The sequence below is a fragment of the Agrobacterium rubi TR3 = NBRC 13261 genome, assembly GCF_000739935.1.
GTDB classification, from domain to species: Bacteria; Pseudomonadota; Alphaproteobacteria; order Rhizobiales; family Rhizobiaceae; genus Agrobacterium; species Agrobacterium rubi.
Genome location: NZ_BBJU01000017.1, coordinates 100,066 through 124,114 on the forward strand (window position 1 = coordinate 100,066; position 24,049 = coordinate 124,114).

Genomic DNA, 24,049 nt, shown 5'->3' on the forward strand with positions numbered 1-24,049 from the left:
CCGGGCTTGCGACCCGGGTTTTTTGTTGTCGGAAGTTCAAAGATCAGTTCGGAACGGCCTGGACCTTGGCGCGAGCCTGTTCTTCGGCAACGCGCTGCGCAAACATCTGCGAGAAATCGATCGGGTCGATCATCAGTGGCGGGAAGCCACCATTGCGGGTGACGTCGGCAATGATCTGGCGTGCGAAGGGGAAGAGAAGGCGCGGGCACTCGATGAAGAGCACCGGCAGCATGTGTTCCTGCGGAAAACCGGTGATGCGGAACACGCCGCCATAGACCAGCTCGGCCACGAACAAAACCTTGTCGCCATCCTTGGCTTCGGCGTTCAGCGTCAGCACGACGTCGAAATCGGAACCCGAGATCGGATTGGCATTGACGTTGACATTGATGTTGATCGCCGGTGCACCGTCACGGGCCTGGAGCGAGCGGGGCGCGCCCGGATTTTCGAACGACAGGTCCTTGGTGTATTGGGTCAGAATGTTGAGGGATGGGTTTGCACCGTCCTGCACACCGTTTTCAGTGGTCATAATATGTCCTCGCGGATTGAATTCTTGGAAGCCCGTCTATCATCTAGACCAAGGCCTTACAACCCTTCGATATGAAGGGTGGCGTCAGGATTTCGGCAGGTCGCGGTCACCCTTATTCGACGACCATGGAGACTGTCTTGGGCCATCCCGGTGGAAATCGTCTTCGTCCAGATCGACCACTTTCGACGACGGTTCGCCTTGAGGGCCGGCATGGAAACCCCGGCTCTTGAACGAACTGGCCACGACGATGCGCGGGCCGAAGGATGTCCAGATCAGCGATCGGAAGCTGGGGATCAGCAAGAGAAGGCCGATCGTATCGGTGATGAAGCCCGGCAGAAACAAGAGAATGCCCGCAATCACCCGCATGCCACCACTGACGATGGCTTTCGCCGGTTCGCCGCCGGTACGGCTTGCATTTTGAAGATCGCGCATCATGCCCAGTCCGCCCGATCTCAAAATGACGAGGCCGAGAAACGAGGTGAGCAGAATGAGCGCCAAGGTCAGCCAGACGCCCAAGGCCTTGCCCACGACGATGAAGCCGGCAATTTCCAGGATCGGCATCAACAGGACGACGATGGGTAACAAAGAGAAACGCATATTCCGAGCCTTGCGTGTTGTCGAAACCCGTGCGCCTAGTGCAGGCGCTTGAGATGTCCCGACGGACTGAACCGACGCACCGGACGAAATGAAAAGCAGTTTCTGGCTCATCCGATGCTTGAACAGAAACCATATCGCCAATTTGCCCGTCTTGGGAGACCGGCGTTCGAATCTGCATATTTGAATGATGAACAGATGCAGACTATATGATGTGTAGAAAATTGAATTTAAATGGTGGTGTCGGTAAAAGATGAACTCAAGCGACTTAATAACATTGTTTTTTCTTGTGGCTGCTGTGCTGGTTTTCTTCCAGCTTCGCAGTGTCCTTGGTCGTCGGACCGGCAATGAAAAGCCGCCTGTGGATCCCTATACCCCGCGCGATGCCGTCAAATCTCCCGCCACAGACGATAACAAGGTCGTGACCTTGCCGAAGCGTGGCGAAGAGGATGAGGAAAATCGTTTTGCCGAGATCGACGCCATCGCACCGGCGGGCTCTGCATTGAACGATTCGCTTCGGGAGCTGAACAAGACCGATCCGACATTCCGCCCGAAGGAATTTTTGAACGGTGCACGCATGGCCTACGAGATGATCGTCATGGCATTTGCCGAAGGCGATAGAAAAATCCTCAAGGATCTCCTGTCCAAGGAAGTTTACGAGGGCTTTGACGCCGCCATTACCGAGCGGGAAAGTCGCGGCGAAGTGGTCAAATCGACCTTTGTCGGCACCGAAAAGATCGATATCACCCAGGCGAGCATCCGCGATTCTGAAGAGCAGATCACCCTGCGGATCAAGAGCCAGCTGATTTCCGCCACCTATGACAAGGATGGCAAGCTGATCGATGGTGATCCGGAAAGCGTATCCGATGTCGACGACATCTGGACCTTCTCGCGGGATATCCGCTCGCGCGATCCGAACTGGAAGCTGATCGCGACCGAATCCGAACAATGAGCAGCCTTGGCCGCGATTTCGCGTTAGAAGAGGTATCGTTCGAGCAATTGCCCGGTTGGCAGACGGACGATCCCTCTTCGCTGCTTCCGGCCATGCAATCCGTCCGCTCGCACCTGAGTCAATCAAAACCCTATCGCGCCGGGGCGCTCGGGCTGAGTGCGGAAGAGCTTTCGGCCCTGCTGGAAAAGGCCGACGAAGCCAGCTTTGAACATGCCAGCACCGCACGGCGGTTTTTCGAAGACCATTGCGTTCCCTTCAAGATATCACCGTCCCAGGGCAAAAGTGGCTTCGTGACCGCTTTCTATGAGCCTGAGCTCGACGTATCGGAAAAGCCCGATGCGACCTTCAAATATCCGATCTATCGTCGTCCACCCGATCTGATCGATCTGGATGATGCCAACAGGCCGTCGGATATCGATCCCTATTATGCCTTCGGCTTGCAGCGCGATGGAGAGATTTCGACCTATCCTGATCGCGGTGAGATCGACCGTGGATATCTGGAGGGTCGAAGCCTGGAGATTGCCTGGGCCAAGTCCAAAGTGGATCTGTTCTTCGTGCATGTCCAGGGCGCCGCACGTCTTCGCTATGCCGATGGCACGATCAGGCGTATCACCTATGCCGCCAAGGCTGGCCATATGTTTTCACCCATCGGTCGCCTGCTGCTGGACAGGGGCGAGCTCGATCCCGCCACCATCTCGATGCAGACAATCCGGCAATGGCTGAATGATCATCCCGAAGAGGTGGACGAGGTGCTGTGGCACAACCGCTCCTACATCTTCTTCCGCGAGGCGGATGTGGAAGGGCTTGAACTCGGACCGATCGCGGCTGCCAAGGTGCCGTTGATCGCGGGCAGGGCGCTGGCGGTGGATCGCCTCATCCACACATTCGGCTTTCCGTTTTATATCAGCTCGCAAAGCCTGACCCATCTGGATCAAGGGCGTCCCTTCGGTCGGCTGATGCTGGCGCTCGATACAGGCTCGGCCATCGTCGGGCCTGCACGGGGCGATATCTTCACCGGCTCTGGCGATGAGGCAGGCGAGTTGGCAGGCACCGTGCGCAACGCGGCAGATTTCTATATCCTCATTCCGCGTGGGGCGGCGGAGAGGTATCGGTAATGAAGGGCGGTCGCAAACTCGGCAGAGACGAGCGCATCTTATGGGGCAAGGTTGCCAAGACGACCCGGCTGATTTCCGGCAGCGTCGAGGACTTGATGGCCTTTGAAGCGCTGGAAGCCGAGATCGAGCCCGTGCCTCCACCTCCACCCGCAAAAAAGCCCATTCCGCCTTTCCCGAAAATGATCATCGAGACGATACCGCAATCGGCATCGCCGGACCCGGACCGAAAGCGCATCCACAGCCCGCTGGAAAAGCCCGTCAAACGCAAGCTGACCCGCGGGCGGTTGCCGCTGGAAGCACGCATCGATCTGCACGGCATGTTTCAGAGCGAAGCGCATGCGGTGCTTCTCGATTTCCTCGTGCGTGCTCATGAGCGCGGCTTACGCCACGTTCTGGTCATCACAGGTAAGGGTCGCTCGATGGGCAGCGATGGCGCCTTGAAACGTGCGGTGCCGATGTGGTTTTCCAAATCGGAATACCGTCACCTCATCTCGTCCTACGAGGATGCCTCGATGAACCACGGTGGGGATGGTGCGCTCTATGTGCGTCTGGCCCGCCGACGCGGAGACACGTCATGACGCCGTTTGCGGAAGCGGTGCGTGTTCTGCGCGACAAGAAGGGCGTAACGCAAAAGCAGATGGCGCTGGCGATCGGTGTGTCGCCCGCCTATCTCTCGGCACTGGAACATGGCAAGCGCGGCAAGCCGAGCTTCGATCTGCTCCAGCGCATCGCCGGTTATTTCAACATCATCTGGGATGAGGCCGATGAACTCTTCTCGCTCGCAGGCACATCCGACCCCCGCGTGGTCATCGATACCGCCGGTTTGCCGCAGGAATATACCGCTTTCGCCAACGGATTGGCGCGGAATATTCGCAAGCTGGCGCCAACTGTGATAGAGGAATTGGCAGAGGTGCTGCAAAAAAGCCGTTCTTACGATTGAAACCCGCGCTATCCCCCGCTTTATGCAGGGTTTTGACGCTCGTGGACTTTGGATATCGAGGCGGAATTTCTATAGTCACACGTCAGATTTAAAGTGATTCGCTGTCGCGCCGTCCGCAAACAGATGCGCTGCGACAGATACATTTGGAAAGAGTGCTTATGACTGAAACTCCGTCGAGCGAAAACGCCGCCAGTGCAGCCTATGGAGCCGACTCGATCAAGGTCTTGAAGGGCCTTGACGCGGTGCGCAAACGTCCCGGCATGTATATCGGCGATACCGACGACGGTTCCGGTCTGCACCACATGGTCTACGAAGTCGTCGACAACGCGATCGATGAAGCCTTGGCCGGTCATGCCGACCTGGTGACGGTGACGCTGAATGCCGATGGTTCGGTATCGGTCACCGACAATGGTCGCGGCATCCCCACCGATATCCACACCGGCGAGGGCGTCTCGGCTGCCGAAGTCATTATGACCCAGCTGCACGCGGGCGGTAAGTTCGACCAGAACTCCTACAAGGTCTCAGGCGGTCTGCACGGCGTGGGCGTCTCGGTCGTGAACGCTCTGTCGGTCTGGCTGAAGCTGCGCATTCGCCGCAACGGCAAAATCCACGAGATTTCCTTTACCCATGGCGTGGCCGATGGCCCGCTGAAGATCGTGGGTGAATATGAGGGTCGTTCGGGCACGGAAGTTACCTTCCTCGCCAGCACCGAAACCTTCACCATGACGGAATACACCTACGCGACGCTGGAACACCGGCTGCGCGAACTGGCCTTCCTGAATTCGGGCGTGCGTATTCTTTTGACCGACAAGCGCCATTCCGACATCAAGCAGGAAGAGATGCTTTATGATGGCGGTCTGGCAGCCTTCGTGCAGTATCTCGATCGCTCCAAGAAGCCGCTGGTCGACAAGCCTGTTTACATCATCGGCGAAAAAGACGGCATTACCGTTGAAGTCGCGATGTGGTGGAACGACACCTACCACGAAAACATGCTGTGCTTTACCAACAACATCCCTCAGCGCGATGGCGGCACGCATATGGCCGGTTTCCGCGGTGCGTTGACGCGCCAGGTGACCTCCTATGCCGATAGCTCCGGCATTACCAAGCGCGAAAAGGTTTCCCTTCAGGGCGAAGATTGCCGCGAAGGTCTGACCGCTGTTCTCTCGGTCAAGGTTCCCGACCCGAAATTCTCGTCGCAGACCAAAGACAAGCTGGTGTCGTCCGAAGTGCGGCCCGTTGTCGAAAATCTCGTCAACGAAGCGCTCAGCACCTGGTTCGAAGAACATCCGACCGAAGCCAAAATCCTGGTCGGCAAGGTCGTTGAAGCTGCGATTGCGCGTGAAGCCGCCCGCAAGGCCCGTGAACTGACCCGCCGCAAGGGCGCACTCGATATCTCCTCCTTGCCCGGCAAGCTTGCCGATTGCTCGGAGCGTGATCCGGCTAAATCTGAAGTCTTCCTCGTCGAGGGTGACTCCGCCGGTGGTTCTGCAAAACAGGGCCGTTCGCGTGAAACGCAGGCTATTTTGCCCTTGCGCGGTAAAATCCTGAATGTCGAACGCGCGCGTTTCGACAAGATGCTGTCGAGCCAGGAAATCGGCACGCTGATTACGGCGCTCGGCACCTCCATCGGCAAGGACGAGTTCAACGCCGACAAGCTGCGCTACCACAAGATCATCATCATGACCGACGCTGACGTCGACGGCGCGCATATTCGCACGCTGCTTTTGACGTTCTTCTTCCGCCAGATGCCGGAGCTGATCGAGCGCGGCCATCTCTATATCGCCCAGCCACCGCTCTATAAGGTCACGCGCGGCAAGTCCGTTCAGTATCTGAAGGACGAAAAGGCGCTGGAAGACTATCTGATTTCCATGGGTATCGAAGAGGCGTCGCTGACATTGGGGTCCGGTGAAGTCCGCGTCGGCCAGGATTTGCGTGAGGTCATTCTCGATGCTGTACGCATGCGCACGCTGATCGACAATCTGCATTCGCGCTACAGCCGCTCGATTGTCGAGCAGGCAGCCATTGCCGGTGCGATGAACCCTGAATTGTCGGCGGATGCCAGCAAGGCTGAAGCCACCGTTGCCGAGGTTGCGCGTCGTCTGGATATGATCGCAGAAGAAACCGAGCGCGGCTGGACCGGCGAAGTTCTTGATGATGGCGGTTTGCGCTTCTGGCGCATGGTGCGCGGCGTGAAAGAAGTCTCCACGCTGGATATGGGCCTGATGGGTTCGGCAGATGCGCGACACATCGACCAGCTGGCCACTCGCATGGGTGATATCTACAAGACGCCGCCGGTGCTGCAACGCAAGGACGGAACGCTGACGATTTCAGGCCCCCGCTCGCTTCTCGATGCCATCTTTGCAGCAGGCCGCAAGGGCTTGTCGATGCAGCGTTACAAGGGTCTTGGTGAAATGAATGCCGAGCAGCTGTGGGAAACCACGCTCGACGCCAATGTGCGCTCGCTGCTTCAGGTGAAAATTCCTGACGCAACCGATGCCGACAGCCTGTTTGCCCGTCTGATGGGCGACGAGGTCGAGCCTCGCCGTGACTTCATCCAAGAAAACGCGCTGAACGTCGCCAATCTCGATATCTGATTTTAGGTGGATTGTCGCGTCAGACGATTCACGTGAAACGCATTTTTAACAAAAGGCCCGAGGGATATTCTTCCTCGGGCCTTTTGTTTGATCTAATGCCGATGAAACAGGGTTTATTCGGCCTTGCCGGTAAACTTGCCCTCGAAGGCGACGTCGGAGAGCGGCACTCTGTCGCTCGGCACTTCCCGCTCTGCAAGCTCTGGCGATAGGGTGGACTTGTCAGCCATTGTCCCGATCGCGACGGCGGCCTCGACGACGAACCCGGCTGGGATGTCCAGTGTCTCGACGATCTTGTCCTTGAAGATCCCCGCCATGCCGTGGGCGTGGTAGCCGAGCATATGGGATTGCAAGGCAAGCGACAGCCAGGCAGCACCCGCATCGAAAGAATGGGTCGTTGCCGGTTTCTTCTCGCCGTCGCGGGAAATCGTAAAGTCGCGGGAAATGATGAAAAGCAGCACGGCGGCGTTTTTCGCCCAGACCTGATTGCCTTCCATCAACAGGCTGACAAAGGTCTCCCATTGCTCGGTGCCCTTATGGGCAAAGACAAAGCGCCATGGCTGCTGGTTGGATGAAGACGGCGCCCAATGCGCAGCGTCGAGGATCGTCAGCAGATGTTCTCTCGGCATTCCTGTCCCGTCAAACGCACGTGGCGACCAACGATCCAGAAATATGGGATCGACCGGATACTCGGACTGGCGTGAATTGGCGTAGGTCATATCATCTCCTCGACACTGTTTGACGTCATGATGCATAGGCGCACCGTGAGGCCCTCAGGAAATGTCATACACCCCCGCTGAGGAAAATGCCTCCTACAATCCGAAGAGCGATGTTTTGAATTGCTAGCAGGGGTGACACGGATAAATAGTTCGTTCATATATGCAGAAACATGTCGGACAACGGGAGAAATGTCATGAAATTGTTACGCGTCGGCCAACCGGGTCACGAAAAGCCAGCTATCCTCGATGCTGATGGAAAGGTGCGCGATTTGTCCGCGCATGTGAAAGACATCGGTGGCGATGCCATTTCTCCCGAAGGTCTCAAGAAGATCGCAGCCATCGATCTGGCTTCGCTTCCGGTTCTGAGCGACGACCGTATCGGCGCTTGCGTCTCCGGCACCGGCAAATTCATTTGTATCGGTCTCAATTTCTCCGATCACGCAGCTGAAACAGGCGCCACTGTGCCACCGGAGCCGGTGATTTTCATGAAGGCCACATCGGCTATCGTCGGACCGAACGACGATGTCGTTATCCCGCGCGGTTCAGAAAAGACGGACTGGGAAGTCGAACTCGGCGTGGTCATCGGCAAAACGGCGAAATATGTCTCCGAAGCCGATGCTCTGGATTACGTCGCCGGCTATTGCGTTTCGCATGATGTGTCAGAGCGTGCCTTCCAGTCCGAGCGTCAGGGACAATGGACCAAGGGCAAGTCCTGCGATACCTTCGGTCCGGTCGGCCCATGGCTCGTCACCAAGGACGAAGTCGCCGATCCGCAAAACCTCGGCATGTGGCTGAAGGTCAATGGCGAGACGATGCAGAACGGCTCCAGCAAGACCATGGTCTATGGCGTTGCCCATGTCGTCTCCTACCTCAGCCAGTTCATGTCCCTGCATCCCGGCGACATCATCTCCACCGGCACCCCTCCCGGCGTCGGCCTCGGCATGAAGCCACAACGCTTCTTGAAGGCAGGCGACGTGGTCGAGCTCGGCATCGAAGGTCTCGGCACGCAGAAGCAGACATTCGTGGCCGACGTCTGAGTCTGTTATTGAACAGTGCGGAATGAAAAAGGGCAGGCCTTGGCTTGCCCTTTCGCGTCTGCGTGTGACAAGCTGCTACCTTGCTGCGGGGGTAGTTGTGAGAATAATAAAGATATTATTGGCAGTCCTGTGCATCGCAGGCGCTTGTATCATCTTAGGGTATTGGCTGGCTTTTCAGGCAGGTTTGAACGGCCTTTACAAATGCGAGGACGTTGCCTGTCCTTGGATTGTTCTCCTGATCACGGGCCCGATGTTTTCATTAGCTTTGGCAATGATCGCTTCCCTGATCTTCATCGGGCTCAGACTCCGTAAATCCTTTAAAACTAAGCGTCGAGACATCGGCCAACTCCCAAAATAATGGCCTTATTTTGTGCATGTGCGAAAAGATGCTATCATGACGAAAAGAAGTCGATAAACGACGGGAGGCGTTCATCCATGTTCTATCAGTTTTATGAAATGAACCACGCGGCCATGATGCCGCTGCGGGCCAGCGCCGATATGATGCGGCAGGCCTTCAATAATCCCGTCAATCCTCTGTCCAACACAGCATTCGGAAGAAGCCTCGACGCTGGCTTTGAAGTATTCGAGCGGCTGACACGTCGCTACTGCAAGCCGCAATTCGATCTCTCGGAGACGGTGATCGGAGGACAATCCGTTGGAGTGAGTGAAGAGATTGTCTGGTCGCTGCCGTTCTGCAATCTCATCCGTTTCAAACGCGATTTCCCTGTCGGCCAAGCGCCTGACCCGAAAGTCCTGCTGGTTGCGCCCATGTCCGGCCACTACGCGACCTTGCTGCGCGGCACGGTCGAGGCGCTTTTGCCGTCTGCCGATCTCTACATTACGGACTGGCTGGATGCGCGCAACGTGGCGCTGACGGATGGCCGTTTCGATCTCGATGATTACATCGATTACCTCATCGATATGATCCACCACATTGGTGAGGGCGTGCATGTCGTGGCAGTTTGCCAGCCGTCCGTGCCGGTGCTGGCTGCCGTTTCGCTGATGGAAGCCGATGAGGACAAATGCGCACCGGCTTCCATGACGCTGATGGGCGGGCCGATCGATACGCGGATCAACCCGACTGCCGTCAACGAAATGGCCAAGGGTAAGCCCATCGAGTGGTTCCGTGACAATGTCATCATGCATGTGCCGTGGCCGCAGCCTGGTTTTGGTCGCGCGGTTTATCCCGGCTTCCTGCAACTCACCGGCTTCATGTCGATGAACTTGGACAAGCATATGACGGCACACAAGGATTTCTACATGAACCTTGTGAAGAACGATGGTGAGACGGCGGAGAAGCACCGCGAGTTCTACGATGAGTATCTGGCGGTGATGGATCTGACGGCAGAATTTTATCTCCAGACCGTGGAAACCGTGTTCATCGAACATGCGCTTCCCAAGGGAACCATGCTGCATCGGGGCAGGGCGGTAGACCCGTCCGCCGCCAAGCGTACGGCGCTGTTCACCGTCGAGGGCGAGAACGACGACATTTCCGGCGTCGGCCAGACCAGGGCAGCGCATGATCTCTGCTCGAATATTCCGCCCGAGAAGCGAGAGCATTACATGCAGCCGGATGTCGGCCACTACGGCGTTTTCAATGGTTCGCGCTTCCGCCGCGATATCGTCCCACGTATGCTGGACTTCATCCATAAAAACGAACGTTCCGCATAGAGGCAACCGGATAGCTTTTTGCGCCGCGAATCGCTATGAAAGGCGATGTTTTCGCTCCTTCGAAAGTCCCTGAAATCCACTTCGCGCCCCGCCAAGTCCGTGGCGTCGCAGCGCGTGGTGGATGTCGGTGGCCGCAGCGTTCCCATCACCATCACGGAAAATCAGCGCGCCACCCGCATCACGCTGCGCATCGAGCCGGGCGGTAAAGCGCTGAAAATGACCATTCCCTATGGTCTTCACCACCGCGAGGTGGATGATTTTCTCGACCGCCACAATGGCTGGCTGAAAGCGCGGCTGTCGAAGTTTTCGGAAGGCGGAAGCGTTGCGGATGGCGGCAGCATTTCCATTCGCGGCGTGCCGCATCGCATCGAACACACCGGCACATTGCGCGGCGTAACGCATCTTGCGACAAACGAAGACGGCGAGGCGGTGCTGCGGGTCAGCGGTCTGCCGGAACATCTTGGCCGTCGTATCTCGACCTTTCTGAAGAAAGAGGCGAGGGCCGATCTTGAGAGGCTGGTGGCTCACCACGCCAAATCAGTTGGCAGGCCTGCACGGTCCATCTCCATGAAGGACACACGAAGCCGTTGGGGCTCGTGCTCGCATGAGGGAAACTTGAGCTTTTCCTGGCGCATCGTCATGGCGCCGGAAAGCGTCATCGATTATCTCGCCGCCCATGAGGTCGCCCATCTGCGCGAGATGAACCATGGCCCGAAATTCTGGGCGCTGTGTGAGAAACTCTGCCCGACCACGGAAGCCTCTAAAGCCTGGCTCAAACGCAACGGCTCGCAACTCCATGCCATCGATTTCGAGTGAATCCTTAAAAAACAATTTTGGATTCACGTGAAACATCTGCCTGTATTAGGGTTACATTCGATTTGGCTCGACTCATCAGCTATTTCATGGCACCTCCCAAGTCATGAAACCGGATATCAAGATTTGCGGATTGAAGTCTGCTGACGCCATCGAACGCGCTGTTCGACGCGGCGCGAGCCATATCGGCTTCATCTTTTTCGAAAAGAGCCCGCGCAATATCGAGCCCGATATTGCCGGTAAGCTGGCGGATGCCGTGCGTGGCAGCGTCAAGATCGTGGCCGTTACCGTCGATGCCGACAATGACGAGCTGGACGAGATCATCGATCTGCTGAAACCCGACATGCTGCAGCTTCATGGCAGCGAAAGCCCCGAGCGGGTTCTGAACGTCAAGGCCGTCTATGGACTGCCCGTCATAAAAGCGTTTTCCATTCGCGATGGCGATGATCTCGCCAAAATTGATGCCTATATAGGGATTGCCGATAAATTTCTGTTCGATGCCAAGCCACCCAAGGGCTCTGATCTGCCCGGCGGCAATGGCGTCTCCTTCGACTGGACCTTGCTGCGCTCTCTTGACGAGGGTGTGGATTACATGCTTTCCGGGGGATTGAACAAAGACAACATTGCCGAAGCCTTGGACGTGACAGGCGCTTTGGGAATAGATGCATCTTCCGGTGTGGAAAGCGCACCGGGTGTCAAGGATCTGGCCATGATCGACGCATTCTTCGATGCGATACGGTCTGCCAGAACGCAGGGAGTTTGAGAGTGAACGAAACGGTGAAACCCAACTCTTTCCGCGCCGGTCCCGATGAGGACGGCCGTTTTGGTATCTACGGAGGCCGCTTCGTGGCCGAAACGCTGATGCCGCTGATCCTTGACCTTCAGGACGAGTGGAACAAGGCAAAGACCGACCCAGGGTTCCAGGCGGAGCTGACCCACCTCAACACCCATTATACAGGCCGTCCAAGCCCACTCTATTTCGCAGAGCGATTGACGCAGGAGCTGGGTGGCGCGAAGATTTACTTCAAGCGCGATGAGCTGAACCACACCGGTTCGCACAAGATCAACAATTGCCTTGGCCAAATCCTGCTCGCCAAGCGCATGGGCAAGACCCGCATTATCGCAGAAACCGGTGCCGGTCAGCATGGCGTTGCATCGGCAACGGTCGCTGCCCGCTTCGGCATTCCGTGCGTCGTCTATATGGGCGCAACCGATGTGGAGCGTCAGGCACCGAACGTCTTTCGCATGAAGCTTCTCGGCGCAGAAGTCATTCCGGTAACCTCCGGCCACGGCACGCTGAAAGATGCCATGAACGAGGCATTGCGCGATTGGGTCACCAATGTCGATGACACCTATTATATGATTGGCACCGCAGCCGGTCCGCATCCTTACCCGGAAATGGTCCGCGACTTCCAGTCGGTCATCGGCCACGAAGTGCGCGAGCAGATGATGGCGGCAGAAGGCCGTCTTCCAGATTTGCTGGTGGCAGCAGTCGGCGGCGGTTCCAACGCCATCGGCCTGTTCCACCCGTTCCTGGATGACGCCAGCGTCAAGATCGTCGGCGTCGAAGCGGGCGGCAAGGGCCTTGAGGGCGAAGAACATTGTGCGTCGCTGACAGCAGGTGCGCCGGGCGTTCTCCATGGTAACCGCACCTATCTGTTGCAGGACAGTGATGGCCAGATCAAAGAAGGTCACTCGGTCTCAGCCGGTCTCGATTATCCTGGCATCGGCCCTGAGCACTCCTGGCTGAAAGATGCCGGTCGCGTCGAATATGTGCCCATCATGGACACTGAAGCGCTGGATGCCTTCCAGTTGCTGACGCGCACCGAGGGCATCATTCCGGCTCTTGAGCCTGCCCATGCGCTGGCCGAGGTCGTCAAGCGTGCACCGAAGATGGATAAGGACCAGATCATCGTCATGAACCTGTGCGGCCGTGGCGACAAGGACATCTTTACCGTAGCGAAACTTCTGGAAATGGGTGCGTAATCATGACTGCACGTATGGACAAGCGCTTTGCTGATCTGCGCGCTGAAAACCGCCCGGCACTGATCACCTATTTCATGGGTGGCGATCCGGATTTCGACACGTCTCTCGGCATCATGAAATCGCTGCCGGAAGCCGGTGCCGATGTCATTGAACTCGGCATGCCGTTTTCCGACCCGATGGCCGACGGCCCGGCCATCCAGATGGCGGCGCAGCGTGCCCTTAAGGGCGGGCAAACGTTGAAGACGACGCTCGCTCTCTCCCGCGAATTCCGCAAGGGCGACGACACCACCCCAATCGTGTTGATGGGCTATTACAATCCCATCTACATCTACGGCGTCGAAAAGTTTCTGGATGATGCGCTTGCAGCCGGTATCGATGGATTGATCGTCGTCGATCTTCCGCCCGAGATGGATGATGAACTTTGCGTTCCTGCGCTGGCCCGCGGCATCAATTTCATTCGTTTGGCAACGCCGACCACGGATGAAAAGCGCCTGCCCGCAGTTCTGAAAAATACCTCCGGTTTCGTCTATTACGTATCGATGAACGGCATCACCGGTTCGGCCTTGCCGGATCCGTCGACGATCTCCGGCGCAGTCGGTCGTATCAAATCGCATACCGGTCTACCGGTCTGTGTCGGCTTCGGCGTCAAGACGGCGGATCATGCCCGTGCAATCGGCGCTGTTGCAGATGGCGTTGTGGTGGGTTCTGCCATCGTTAATCAGATTGCCGGAAGCCTGACCAAGGATGGGAAGGCCACCAACGACACTGTTCCCTCGGTGACAACACTGGTAAAGGGACTTTCAACAGGTGTGCGCGCATCGCGCCTTGCCGCTGCCGAGTAAGACTTCGGTTCAGCGCAGCTAGTCAGGAGTATTAGACGTGAATTGGATCACCAACTACGTACGGCCTCGGATCAACTCCATGCTTGGCCGCCGCGAGACCCCGGAAAACCTCTGGATCAAGTGCCCCGAAACGGGCGAAATGGTCTTCCACAAAGACCTCGAAGAAAACAAGTGGGTCATTCCGGCTTCCGGTTTTCACATGAAGATGCCTGCGAAAGCACGTCTTGAAGACCTGTTCGATGGCGGTGTCTACGAAGCACTGGTCCAGCCGAAAGTGGCTCAGGACCCCCTGAAGTTCCGTGACTCCAAGAAATATTCCGACCGTCTGCGCGACAGCCGCGTGAAGACCGAGCAGGAAGACACGATTCTGGCCGGTGTCGGCAAGCTTCAGGGCTTGAAGATCGTCGCCATCGTGCATGAATTCCAGTTCATGGGCGGCTCACTCGGCATCGCCGCTGGCGAAGCCATCGTCAAGGCCTTCGAGCGCGCCATTTCAGAGCGTTGCCCTGTCGTAATGTTCCCGGCCTCCGGTGGTGCACGCATGCAGGAAGGTATCCTTTCGCTGATGCAGCTGCCGCGCACCACGGTTGCGGTCAACATGCTGAAAGAAGCGGGTATGCCCTATATCGTCGTGTTGACCAACCCGACAACGGGCGGCGTCACGGCGTCCTACGCCATGCTGGGCGATGTGCACATTGCCGAACCCGGTGCCGAGATTTGCTTTGCGGGCAAGCGCGTGATCGAACAGACGATCCGCGAAAAGCTGCCTGAGGGCTTCCAGACATCGGAATATCTGCTTGATCACGGCATGGTCGACATGGTCGTGGACCGCCGTGAAATTGCCGATACATTGGCAAGCCTGTTGAAGATCATGACGAAGGCGCCAGCCGAAACGTCATCGGACGTTCTGCCACTGGCAGCTTCCGCCTGACGCCGATTGCGGCTGGGCTCCGGAGGGGCCGATGACAGATATGACGACGCCCGCACACAGCGAGGCAGAACGGATCATCGAAAAGCTTTTGGGGCTCCACCCCAAGGGCTTTGATCTGTCGCTCGACAGGATCACCGTTCTCCTGGAAAAGCTCGGCAATCCGCAAGACAAATTGCCGCCGATCATCCATGTCGCCGGCACCAATGGCAAAGGCTCGGTCACAGCCTTCAGCCGCGCGTTGCTGGAAGCCGCAGGTCTTGGTGTGCACGTCCACACCTCTCCGCATCTCGTCAATTGGTATGAGCGCTACCGCATGGGCATACGTGGCGAAAAGGGTCGCTATGTCGAAGATGCGGTTCTGGCCGATGCGCTGGAACGTGTCGTTGCCGCCAATGGCGGGCAGATGATCACCGTCTTCGAAATCCTGACTGCCGTGACCTTCGTTCTGTTTGCCGAACATCCAGCCGATGCTGCGATCATCGAGGTTGGGCTCGGTGGCCGTTTCGATGCCACCAATGTCATAGCCAGCCCGGCTGTCTCGGTCATCATGCCGATTTCGCTCGATCATCAGGCCTATCTCGGAGATAGCGTCGAGCTGATTGCTGCGGAAAAAGCCGGGATCATGAAGGCTGGATCGCCCATTGTTATCGGGCATCAGGAATACGATGCGGCGCTCGACGTGCTGGTCCATACTGCAGAACGCCTGAAATGCCCAACGGCGGTTTATGGACAGGATTACTCTGCCCATGAGGAATTCGGCCGTATGGTCTATCAGGATGAATTCAGCCTCGTGGACGCGCCTCTGCCGCGCCTTCCCGGTCGCCATCAACTCGCCAATGCCGCTGCCGCCATTCGCGCCGTCAAGGCCGCTGGCTTCGAAGTGACGGACAAGATGATCGAAACGGCCATGGCTTCCGTCGAATGGCCGGGGCGTTTGCAGCGTATCACCACAGGCAAGCTTGTCGAGATGGCACCGCCCGGTTCGGAAATCTGGATCGACGGCGGCCACAATCCCGGCGCTGGCGAAGTGATTGCCGAGGCCATGGCGGGCTTTGAGGAAAAGCAGGCGCGGCCGCTGTTTCTCATATCGGGCATGATCAACACCAAGGATCAGGTCGGATACTTCAAGGCTTTTGCCGATATCGCCCAATACGTCTTCACGGTGCCGATCCAAGGCACGGATGCTGGAATCGATCCGGTGGTGTTGGCCCATGCCGTATTCGACGCCGGATTGGTCGCCGCGCCGACGTCTTCGATCGAGGAAGCCTTGGAAGAATTGAAAAAGCGCATCGTACCGGGAAAACCAGCGCCTAGGATTTTGATTGGCGGATCACTGTATCTGGCGGGCAATGCGCTGGCGTTGAACGGGACTGTTCCGAAGTAACTTCCTCCTTCATGCCGGAAAACAAAAAAGCCCCGGATCGCTCCGAGGCTTTTTTCATTTTCTAAGCACATTCAATCAAGCGGCGCTGGAAATCCAGGCAGACAGAGCGGTCTTGGGCGCTGCGCCAACCTTGATGTCGGCCACTTCGCCGCCCTTGAACATCGCAAGTGTCGGAATGGAGCGAACGCCAAACTGGGCTGCCAATTCCGGGTTTTCATCGATGTTGAGTTTGACGACCTTCACCTTGCCAGCAAGCTCGGTGGAAATTTCTTCGAGGCTTGGGGCGATCATCTTGCACGGGCCGCACCATTCAGCCCAGAAATCAACGACGACGGGCTCGGCAGAATCAAGCACTTCGGCCTGGAAGTTGGACGTATCGACTTTCACGGTAGCCATGGATGGCTCTCCTTTCGGTGTCTCTTGGTTGATTAGAATGTGATGCCGATGGTCGGCAATTTCAATGTCCGGTATCTCACTTTGTCTCGATTGCAGCAAGTGCACCGATAAGCGCTTCGTCGCTGAGCGTCACGAATGAAGCGTTTTCGGTGTAGACCAAGGCACAGGTAAAATTCTTGCCAGGATAGAGCGGCGCTAGAATGCTTTTGTAGATCGCAAGCTGTGCCTTGTGCGCCAAGGGTATGTCGGCGTCTTTGACGGGCGGCACACGGTTGGTCTTGTAATCGACGAGAATAACGCGGTCTCCTTCCACCGCCAGCCGGTCGATCCGGCCGGAGACGGCGTAGTCCTTCGTGCCCAGCCGCAAGGTCCCCATGATCGAGATTTCCGCGCGACTGTTGGCGGAAAAGGCGGATTGGAGTGCCGGTTCTGACAGAACTGCAAGCGTCGAGCGGATGAGACTTTCACGCTCCTTGTCGGGCCAGAACCGGGCGGCACGTTCCGCGTAGCGCCGAGCGGCATCTTCGCGCTGGTCCGGTGGGTATTCCGGCAGGGTTTGCAGCATCCGGTGCACCAATCGGCCGCGTTGGAGCGCAAGGCCGGATGAGACCTCCTGTTTGGCAAACAGCGGCGAGGTGACCAGCAAGTCCTCGGAGCCGTCATCGATGATCGTTCCGGCACCAGACGGGCTCAGCGGGCGTGGCAGAACCGGTGGCGGCGGCAAAGGCTGCATGAGGGATGGTGGAAGAACATCCCGAACCAGAAGGGGCGGCGGCTCGGTCTTGGCAATTGCCTTGGCGTCGCGGCTGGTGGAATGCCACAACAATCCATCCCACTCTTCGCCGCCTGCGGAAAACGCCTGGCGTTTGCAGCGATTTTCATCTGCCGCCAGCGAACGCGCAATCATCGCATGCCAGCAATCAAGATTTTCCCGGGGGCCACGATAGCCGCAGACGATCAGATGATCGGCCGCACGCGTCATCGCCACGTAGAGAAGGCGGCGATACTCCTGTTCGGCCGAAAGCTTGAGGCGCTCCTCGTCTTTCGAGACAAGCGCATTGTCAAAACCTTTGCCGGGCAGCCAGATGGGCAACGAGGTATCATGGGTTTCGATGAACCGCAGTTTCGGCAGATGGCTGTGAATGAAGGCCTTCGAGCCGCCATCCACCAGAAAAACGACCGGCGCTTCCAGACCTTTGGAGGCATGCACGGTCATGATGCGAACTTCACCGCGTTCCTTGTCCTGCTCGCGCTTGATTTCAGGCGCGTCCGTTTCCATCACGGAAATGAAGGATTGCAGGCCGGGAAGTCCCGTGCGTTCGTGGTCGAGCGCAAAGGACAGGAACTCGTCCAAGACGTCGCTGGCTTCATTGCCCAGCCGCCCGAGGAATTTGGCGCGTCCTTCATGTAGGGTCAGAACGGCGGCAAAGAAATCATGGATTGTTTGCGTCTTCGACAGCGTGATGAAGTGCAGCAGTTGCGAGACCGAGGCGACGAACTGGCGTCCTTCCGGCTGCGCGGAGATCAGCTGTACATAATGCCAGACGCTTGTATCGGGCGGGCGTTTTGCGGCCACCTCGAAGATGTCGTCTTCCGAATGATTGAACAGTGGGCTTTTCAGCAGGGCCGACAGCGACAGATCGTCTTGTGGCAACAGCACGAAGCGGCCGAGCGCCAGCAAATCCTGAATGGCGATGTGGTCGGTCAGGCGCAGGCGGTCGGCACCGGCGACGGGAATGTTCTTGCGCTGCTTCAACTCGCGGGTCAGCGCATTGACGAAGGCATGTCGTTTCCTGACCAGAACGAGGATATCACCCGCCTCGATCGTGCGTTCCACGCCTTTCTCGACCACCGTCTCCTTGCCGATCATCTCGGCAATACGCGCAGCGATGCGGCGTGCGACGATGGCGGGCGGGGCGCTTTCGCGCAGCGCATCGAAAGGCGCGGTCCAGTCCTCTTCATTTTCCACCGGCTCAGCGGCGATCATGTCCCACAGCTCGACGGTACCCGCCTGTCCGTGGCGGTTCGAGCGGTGTTCGACGGGTTCTTTTTCGGCGCTCAGGCCTTCCGCATGTTCGGGTAGGGAAAAGACCTGGTCGACAGCGGCAAGAACATCATCCGTGGAACGGAAGGACAGGGGCAGACGGACGGAATGGAATGTCTGTTCCACGGCGGTAACGCGACGTTGTGTTTCCCGGCTCTCCTGCGAAAACCGTTCGGGTCGCGCGCCTTGAAAGGAGTAGATCGACTGCTTCTCGTCACCCACCGCAAACACCGTGCGCCGCCCTTCGCGCGCCGTTTCACCATGGAAGAAATCGGCGGCCAGCGACTGGATGATGGACCATTGCACGGGGCTCGTATCCTGCGCTTCATCCACCAGAATGTGATCGATGCCCTGATCCAGCTTGTAATGAACCCAGGCGCCTGCCGTATCGCGGTTGAGCAGCGTCGCGGCGCGTTCGATTAGATCCTCGAAATCCAGCTGGCTGCGCTGCTTCTTCAAATCCTCGAAATCACCGATCAGCCGCTCTGCGAGCGTCAGCGCATGTTTCGTCGCTTCCAGCATGCGAAGGGTGCGGTAGCGATCCCGGGAGGCAACGACATGGGCACGCGCCGCTGTCAGATCATCCAGTAGGGCAGGGGCGGATTTCTGCATGGCCTTGTTGATGACGTAAGCGTCGGACTTCGGCGCGCCCTGCGAGGTCAGAAGTGCGGCTTCGATGAACTCCACGCGCTTAAAAACATCAGTCGTGCGGGCGGCTTCGCGCAGCGCATAGGCGACATCGATCACGCGCGATCCGCCGATTTCGTCGCCCAGGGTGAGATAGGTTTCCATCGACAGGCCGGAAAGGCCGGGCAGGGGCCAATAGGCCGCCGCCGCCGTCTCTTCCGTTTCCTGCGGGCCGATGCCAGCCCTGGCCCGGAGCGAGGCATCGATGCCGCCGGCCCGACGTGCCTGTTCGAGAAAGCCGCTGATGGCGTTACGGTTTGAAACGATGGCACTGAGCAGGGCTTCCAGCCCGGTCTCGTCGGCGATGTCGAGAACATAGGCAAGCGCCTGTGCAAGCGGCTGATCGGCCTCTATGGAGACGGCGGTCAACAGCGTGCGCCGTGCCTCTGCCAGCAGTGTACTTGCGGCGCGGTCATCCAGCACCGAGAAATGCCCGGCAACATTGGCTTCTAGAGGAAACTGGTGCAGCAGCGCTTCGCAAAAGGCATGGATGGTCTGGATTTTCAGGCCGCCCGGTGTCTCCAACGCTTTGGCAAACAGCCGCCGTGCTTCCTTTAGCTTGATGAGATCGGGAACACGCCCCTCGATGGCGGTGATGCGATCGCTTAAGTCGGCATTGGAAAGCGTAGCCCAGTCTGCGAGACGGTCGAACACACGGCTCGACATTTCCGACGCCGCAGCCTTGGTATAGGTAAGACACAGGATGGCGGAGGGGCGGCACCCAGCCAGCAGCAGGCGGATCACCCGCTGCGTCAGAACATGCGTCTTGCCGGACCCGGCATTGGCCGACACCCAGGCGGAACTGGTGGGGTCGGAGGCGCGGGTCTGCTGCGCGCTCGTCCAGTCGATCCAGCTTTTGGGATCGTCCTGTGCAGGGCCGTGATCGATGATCTCACTCAGCATCGCCATCTCCCGGTTCTGCCGTCGACCATTCGGACACGCGGGCAAGGTGATCATATTCGCCGCCATAGGCCTGCTGTTCCTCGGGGATCAGCCGTGACACGAAGCCGTTCTTGCCTTCGCGCAGCGAAATCACGAATTTGGCCAGCTGGTCGATGGAGTCAGTCGCCAGTTCGACGGCCGATTTCGGCGCAACTTTCGCCGTTGCCTTGGCGTGTTCATTGTTGATCGTATCCGTGCCGAAGCGCTCGCCGGGGCGCAGACGCACATAGATCAAATCCTCCGGCACCGGAGAACCCGTATCGCGAAACGCACCGCGCATCAGCGCCGCCGCTTCCAGAGCCAATTGCGGGTCGAGCAGAGAACGGGCCTGTTTGACGGATGGTGACAGGCCGGTCTTGTAATCGATAATGTCGGCCTTGCCCGTTGTCTTGATGTCGATGCGGTCTGCAACGCCGGTGAGGCGAATGCCCGCTTCCGGAATTTCCTGTCCGGCCCGCGCTTCGATATGGCTGCGCTTGACCAGAGCGCGACGGTTTTTTTCCCACTTGAGAAATTCGCTGGCGACCGCCTCGAAGCGCGGGCGCCAGACCACATCGATATGAGGAGGCAGGTTTTCCGCATCGAAACAGGCATGTAGCACGCGAAACATCGCCTCTTCGGCGGCAGGCGTGCCGGGCACATGGCCCTCGCGGGAATAGGTTTCCATGATGCGGTGATAGAGCGTGCCACGATCGGCAGCACCGGGATCGCGGTTGAACTCGTCCAGCGGATCGAGTTTCAGGATACGCCGCGCATAGATGGAATAGGGATCGCGCCGCAGCCTGCCCACTTCGCTGAAGGAATAGGATTTCGGCTGCAGCTCCGCAGGCGGCGTCGGTGCCGGACGCTTGGCGGATTGCTGGCTTTCGCCCTCATCCAGCATGGTCGCCCAATGACGGTAAGCGGTGCCGCGTGCTTTCAGCGTGTCGGCAAACTCCTCGCCACCTAGTGCCAGAAGCCGTTGCAGCCAGCGTGAGGCAACGGCGGGTGTAGAACCCTGGCGCAGCGCACGCGTGTAGAAAATGTGCCGTGTTCCGTTGGCCATTTCGAAATCATGCGCCAGTTGCCCGATGCGCCGTTCCGGCGGCTCAAGCCCTATGGCGGTTTTCATGTTGCGCGACAGGAACGGGTTGTTGGCCGTCTGACCCGGCCAGATACCCTCGTTCAAGCCGCCGATGATGACGGTATCGACGCTCTGAAGACGGGCTTCCAGCGCACCGAAAATGAAGACGCGGGGGTGGCGCATGGCGCGCGGTTTGATCGATTCGCCCGCAATCAGCGCCGTCATGATATCGATCCACTGCGGCCCATCGGCCTCCAGCACGCTGCCGCACTCCATGAGTTCGGAGAGAAGACCGGACAGTTTCTCCCCCGCTTCATGCGACCAGAGATTGGCGAGATCACCTCTCTCATCGATACACATGGTTTCGATCACCCGGCCTGTTCGTTCTGCCCAATCGGATAGCGTCAGCCGTGCCGTCAACCGGCCGCTGATGGGGTCTTTGCGAATAAAGGCGGCATCCAGCGGTTCGATGGCAGATTTGATGCGACGCGCCAGGTCGGCAGCGGCAAGATCGGTACCCTCGGTCAGCGATTTGCGCCATTGCGGCGGATGCCGGTCGTCGGTGTGAAGGGTAAGCTGTTGTTGTAGAAGCGCTTCCAGCGTGTCGAGCGTCGTTTCGGTTCGGCCACCGCGAAGCGCTAGCAATTCCAGACCGGCAACGGCCTGGCCGACATCTGCTTCGCCAAGACCGAAGCGGGCCAGCGGGTGTTTGAGCAAAGACATCACCGCAACGGGATCGCCGGGTCGCAAAATGGCTTCGAGCGCCAGCATCAACAGACCCGCCTGCGGCGTGGCGGACAATGGCGTACCAGCGGAATCGTCGGCCTCGATGCCGAAGCGGGCAAGCTCGGTCGCCACGCGGCGCGCGAGCCCACGATCTGGGGTAATCAGTGCCGCCTGCGATTGGCCGCCTATGCCGGGCTTTTCCAGCGCCAGGCGAAGGGCAATGGCGATGGCCGTTGCCTCCTCGCGCTCATTGGCAGCTTCTATGATGGATGCGGTGGCGAAGGCATCGTTGAAAAAGACATCGCTTTTTTCGGAGCGCCACTCGTTCCACTCGCTGGTGGCCTTGGCCGGGGCAAGGGCCGTGGAAAAGATCGCGGCGCGGTTTTGCAGGTCAGTATCCAGCACGCCGATCTGTTCGGCGTCATTGCGCGATACGCCCAGCTTTTGCAGCAGAACGAAGAGGCCATATTGCGAATGCGTGCGGCTGGACGGGTCGTCGGGGCTTTCGTTGATCGACTGCCATTGGTCCTCGGGTATCTCGATATCGAGACCGGGCAGAACGACAGTGCCCTGGGGCAGGGATGCGACAGCTGCAATCAGGTCTGCCGCTGCCGGAATGGAGCCGGTGGAGCCTGCAACGATGATCGGATCATCCGATCCGATCTTGGTCAGCCGCTCGGCTTCCGCCCGCAAAATCGCGTTGCGGTGTCGTCCGGCCGAGGATTTGTTGAGTTCTTCCAGCCGAGCGGGCCAGAAGACGCTGGCGATCTTCAGGAAATCTGCGGTTAGTTGCCACCATTGCGCATGGTCGGCGGTGTCGAGCTTGGAGAGCGCATCCCAATCCCGGTCTTCCGTGTCCATGGCATCGATGACTTCGCCTAGCGAGCGTGCCAGCCAGATGGCATCTGCTGGGCTTGCGGGTGCGACGAGCGGCGATTCGGAGTGGACCGCGCGGATGGCATCCGGCAGGCTGTTGCGCCAGGCAAGGATCAGGCGCGCAAGCTCGACCAGTCTTGCGGTGCTGGAAATCGGCGGTGCCAGATCGATGGTCGCAGGCGTTTCGACATCGAAAAAGCCGCTATCGTCATCCGTTTCCCCCAAGGGACGGATGATCGGCAGAATGGCCGACTGGCCTCCCAGAAAATCCACGAATTCCGAGCGCAAAACACGCGCCGAACGGCGAGTCGGCACATAGATGGTGACTTTGGCGAGCGACAGCGGATCGGCGGCATCGTAGCGAAAACCGGGTGTCAGCCTGCCATCGCAAAGCGCTGCGGCCAGCGTTCTGAGGAACGGTGTTCCGGGGGCGATCGTTAGAATACGCTTGGCATGCGCCAATGGGTCATCTCACTTGTCGGTTGCTTTAGAGCATTGCGATGGTTCGTTCCGCATCTTCTATAGCATCCGGCGTGCCGACGGTAATCCATTGACCTGACAATGACAGACCAAAAAGCCTGTTTTGCGCAATGGCACGGTCGAAATAGATGTTGAGATTGAAGGCATCCGTGGGCGCATCATCGAGAAGCCGGCTATCCATGGCAATGGCACCGGCATAGACCACCGGGCGCGGCTCGCCTTCATTGTAGCGCGTCAGCGTGCCGTCATCGGCAAGGTTGAAATCCTTCTTGCCGTTATGGCCGGTCGTGCGGTCCATATCGACGCACAGCAGCGCCATGTCCATTGTGTCTGAATCGAAGAAACGTGCCAGCTTTTGCAGATTGGTGGCTTCATCAGGCGTTTCGCCAACCCAGAACAGGTCCGCATTCATCACGAGGACCGGGCCGGGCTCCAGCAACTTCAATCCCTTGGCAAGACCGCCACCGGAATTCATCAGCTGGTCACGTTCGTCCGAAATCAGAATTTTGACGTCCTGACGTGTTTCCAGATGAGCGACCATCTGGTCGGCATGGTGGTACACATTGATGGCGATGGTTTCCACGCCTGCCTCGACCAGCACGTCGATCACGTAATCGATCATCGGTCGTCCGGCGATCTTCACCAAAGGCTTGGGGATCGTATCGGTGATCGGCCGCATTCGGGTACCCAGACCCGCCGCCAGCACCATCGCTTGTCTGATCGTCATGGGGGAC

Annotated in this window: 20 protein-coding genes; 13 read left to right on the forward strand and 7 right to left on the reverse strand. The window is 58.4% G+C overall.

The features are described from left to right. Positions 1-43 precede the first annotated feature (43 nt). Both secB and RRU01S_RS14730 read right to left on the reverse strand, forming a co-directional pair. Positions 44-526 (reverse strand): protein-export chaperone SecB, encoded by a 483-nt coding sequence (gene secB, locus RRU01S_RS14725; RefSeq protein ID WP_045231044.1) that lies wholly within the window; start codon positions 524-526, stop codon positions 44-46. An 84-nt stretch (positions 527-610) separates the two neighbouring features. Continuing rightward, entirely contained in the window at positions 611-1,123 is a 513-nt protein-coding gene (locus RRU01S_RS14730; protein ID WP_045231095.1) for an FxsA family protein, read from the reverse strand. Between the two features lie 250 nt (positions 1,124-1,373). On the opposite strand from RRU01S_RS14730, the gene RRU01S_RS14735 reads away from it, so the two are divergent. The 5 genes from RRU01S_RS14735 to gyrB all read left to right on the forward strand — a co-directional run bounded on the left by RRU01S_RS14735 (position 1,374) and on the right by gyrB (position 6,721). Beyond that, entirely contained in the window at positions 1,374-2,072 is a 699-nt protein-coding gene (locus RRU01S_RS14735) for a Tim44/TimA family putative adaptor protein (RefSeq protein WP_045231045.1), read from the forward strand. Beyond that, positions 2,069-3,187: a murein transglycosylase A gene (mltA, locus tag RRU01S_RS14740; protein ID WP_045231046.1), complete on the forward strand. Its 1,119-nt coding sequence runs from the start codon at positions 2,069-2,071 to the stop codon at positions 3,185-3,187. The genes RRU01S_RS14735 and mltA overlap by 4 nt, the downstream gene beginning before the upstream one ends. Next, positions 3,187-3,765 carry a Smr/MutS family protein gene (locus tag RRU01S_RS14745; RefSeq protein ID WP_045231047.1) on the forward strand — a complete coding sequence of 193 codons (579 nt, stop codon included), beginning with the start codon at positions 3,187-3,189 and terminating at the stop codon, positions 3,763-3,765. The genes mltA and RRU01S_RS14745 overlap by 1 nt, the downstream gene beginning before the upstream one ends. After that, the gene (locus RRU01S_RS14750; RefSeq protein WP_045231048.1) at positions 3,762-4,127 is read left to right on the forward strand and encodes a helix-turn-helix domain-containing protein; all 366 of its coding nucleotides are present in this window, start codon (positions 3,762-3,764) and stop codon (positions 4,125-4,127) included. Before RRU01S_RS14745 ends, RRU01S_RS14750 begins: the two co-directional genes overlap by 4 nt. Before the next feature lie 158 nt (positions 4,128-4,285). Next, on the forward strand, positions 4,286-6,721 hold the full coding sequence (gene gyrB, locus RRU01S_RS14755) for a DNA topoisomerase (ATP-hydrolyzing) subunit B (RefSeq protein ID WP_045231049.1): 2,436 nt from the start codon (positions 4,286-4,288) through the stop codon (positions 6,719-6,721). Between the two features lie 113 nt (positions 6,722-6,834). Here gyrB and RRU01S_RS14760 read toward each other — a convergent pair whose 3' ends face one another. Beyond that, on the reverse strand, positions 6,835-7,437 hold the full coding sequence (locus RRU01S_RS14760) for a nitroreductase family protein (protein ID WP_045231050.1): 603 nt from the start codon (positions 7,435-7,437) through the stop codon (positions 6,835-6,837). Between the two features lie 194 nt (positions 7,438-7,631). Here RRU01S_RS14760 and RRU01S_RS14765 point away from each other — a divergent pair, with 194 nt between their 5' ends. The 8 genes from RRU01S_RS14765 (at position 7,632) to RRU01S_RS14805 (ending at position 16,101) form a co-directional block, all read left to right on the forward strand. Further along, complete coding sequence (locus tag RRU01S_RS14765; protein WP_045231051.1) at positions 7,632-8,474, forward strand: fumarylacetoacetate hydrolase family protein; 843 nt, start codon at positions 7,632-7,634, stop codon at positions 8,472-8,474. 435 nt (positions 8,475-8,909) lie between these two features. Continuing rightward, positions 8,910-10,145 carry a polyhydroxyalkanoate depolymerase gene (locus RRU01S_RS14775; protein WP_045231053.1) on the forward strand — a complete coding sequence of 412 codons (1,236 nt, stop codon included), beginning with the start codon at positions 8,910-8,912 and terminating at the stop codon, positions 10,143-10,145. Positions 10,146-10,190: 45 nt separating this feature from the next. Further along, positions 10,191-10,961: a M48 family metallopeptidase gene (locus tag RRU01S_RS14780; protein WP_045231054.1), complete on the forward strand. Its 771-nt coding sequence runs from the start codon at positions 10,191-10,193 to the stop codon at positions 10,959-10,961. Positions 10,962-11,064: 103 nt separating this feature from the next. Then, the gene (locus RRU01S_RS14785; RefSeq protein WP_045231055.1) at positions 11,065-11,721 is read left to right on the forward strand and encodes a phosphoribosylanthranilate isomerase; all 657 of its coding nucleotides are present in this window, start codon (positions 11,065-11,067) and stop codon (positions 11,719-11,721) included. A gap of 2 nt (positions 11,722-11,723) precedes the next feature. After that, positions 11,724-12,944: a tryptophan synthase subunit beta gene (gene trpB, locus RRU01S_RS14790; protein WP_045231056.1), complete on the forward strand. Its 1,221-nt coding sequence runs from the start codon at positions 11,724-11,726 to the stop codon at positions 12,942-12,944. Positions 12,945-12,946: 2 nt separating this feature from the next. Continuing rightward, on the forward strand, positions 12,947-13,786 hold the full coding sequence (trpA, locus tag RRU01S_RS14795) for a tryptophan synthase subunit alpha (RefSeq protein WP_045231057.1): 840 nt from the start codon (positions 12,947-12,949) through the stop codon (positions 13,784-13,786). A gap of 37 nt (positions 13,787-13,823) precedes the next feature. Beyond that, a complete protein-coding gene (gene accD, locus RRU01S_RS14800; protein WP_045231058.1) occupies positions 13,824-14,717 on the forward strand; it encodes an acetyl-CoA carboxylase, carboxyltransferase subunit beta in 894 nt (297 codons plus the stop codon). 40 nt (positions 14,718-14,757) lie between these two features. Continuing rightward, positions 14,758-16,101, forward strand: coding sequence for a bifunctional folylpolyglutamate synthase/dihydrofolate synthase (locus tag RRU01S_RS14805; RefSeq protein ID WP_045231096.1), 1,344 nt, complete (start codon positions 14,758-14,760; stop codon positions 16,099-16,101). Positions 16,102-16,176: 75 nt separating this feature from the next. On the opposite strand, the gene trxA is transcribed toward RRU01S_RS14805, so the two are convergent. From trxA to RRU01S_RS14825, 4 genes are all read right to left on the reverse strand, one after another. Next, the gene (gene trxA / locus RRU01S_RS14810) at positions 16,177-16,497 is read right to left on the reverse strand and encodes a thioredoxin (RefSeq protein ID WP_045231059.1); all 321 of its coding nucleotides are present in this window, start codon (positions 16,495-16,497) and stop codon (positions 16,177-16,179) included. Positions 16,498-16,573: 76 nt separating this feature from the next. Next, positions 16,574-20,131, reverse strand: coding sequence for a double-strand break repair helicase AddA (gene addA, locus RRU01S_RS14815; RefSeq protein ID WP_045231097.1), 3,558 nt, complete (start codon positions 20,129-20,131; stop codon positions 16,574-16,576). Further along, complete coding sequence (gene addB, locus RRU01S_RS14820; protein WP_045231060.1) at positions 20,121-23,297, reverse strand: double-strand break repair protein AddB; 3,177 nt, start codon at positions 23,295-23,297, stop codon at positions 20,121-20,123. The genes addA and addB overlap by 11 nt, the downstream gene beginning before the upstream one ends. A 25-nt stretch (positions 23,298-23,322) precedes the next feature. Further along, positions 23,323-24,042, reverse strand: a complete 720-nt coding sequence (locus RRU01S_RS14825; protein ID WP_045231061.1) for a nucleotidyltransferase family protein — start codon at positions 24,040-24,042, stop codon at positions 23,323-23,325. Between the last annotated feature and the right edge of the window lie 7 nt (positions 24,043-24,049).

Coding starts and splice junctions, on each gene's coding strand:
- secB (WP_045231044.1), bottom strand. CDS start 526: ATGACCACTGAAAACGGTGTGCAGGACGGTGCAAACCCATCCCTCAAC.
- RRU01S_RS14730 (WP_045231095.1), bottom strand. CDS start 1,123: ATGCGTTTCTCTTTGTTACCCATCGTCGTCCTGTTGATGCCGATCCTG.
- RRU01S_RS14735 (WP_045231045.1), top strand. CDS start 1,374: ATGAACTCAAGCGACTTAATAACATTGTTTTTTCTTGTGGCTGCTGTG.
- mltA (WP_045231046.1), top strand. CDS start 2,069: ATGAGCAGCCTTGGCCGCGATTTCGCGTTAGAAGAGGTATCGTTCGAG.
- RRU01S_RS14745 (WP_045231047.1), top strand. CDS start 3,187: ATGAAGGGCGGTCGCAAACTCGGCAGAGACGAGCGCATCTTATGGGGC.
- RRU01S_RS14750 (WP_045231048.1), top strand. CDS start 3,762: ATGACGCCGTTTGCGGAAGCGGTGCGTGTTCTGCGCGACAAGAAGGGC.
- gyrB (WP_045231049.1), top strand. CDS start 4,286: ATGACTGAAACTCCGTCGAGCGAAAACGCCGCCAGTGCAGCCTATGGA.
- RRU01S_RS14760 (WP_045231050.1), bottom strand. CDS start 7,437: ATGACCTACGCCAATTCACGCCAGTCCGAGTATCCGGTCGATCCCATA.
- RRU01S_RS14765 (WP_045231051.1), top strand. CDS start 7,632: ATGAAATTGTTACGCGTCGGCCAACCGGGTCACGAAAAGCCAGCTATC.
- RRU01S_RS14775 (WP_045231053.1), top strand. CDS start 8,910: ATGTTCTATCAGTTTTATGAAATGAACCACGCGGCCATGATGCCGCTG.
- RRU01S_RS14780 (WP_045231054.1), top strand. CDS start 10,191: ATGTTTTCGCTCCTTCGAAAGTCCCTGAAATCCACTTCGCGCCCCGCC.
- RRU01S_RS14785 (WP_045231055.1), top strand. CDS start 11,065: ATGAAACCGGATATCAAGATTTGCGGATTGAAGTCTGCTGACGCCATC.
- trpA (WP_045231057.1), top strand. CDS start 12,947: ATGACTGCACGTATGGACAAGCGCTTTGCTGATCTGCGCGCTGAAAAC.
- RRU01S_RS14805 (WP_045231096.1), top strand. CDS start 14,758: ATGACGACGCCCGCACACAGCGAGGCAGAACGGATCATCGAAAAGCTT.
- trxA (WP_045231059.1), bottom strand. CDS start 16,497: ATGGCTACCGTGAAAGTCGATACGTCCAACTTCCAGGCCGAAGTGCTT.
- addA (WP_045231097.1), bottom strand. CDS start 20,131: ATGCTGAGTGAGATCATCGATCACGGCCCTGCACAGGACGATCCCAAA.
- RRU01S_RS14825 (WP_045231061.1), bottom strand. CDS start 24,042: ATGACGATCAGACAAGCGATGGTGCTGGCGGCGGGTCTGGGTACCCGA.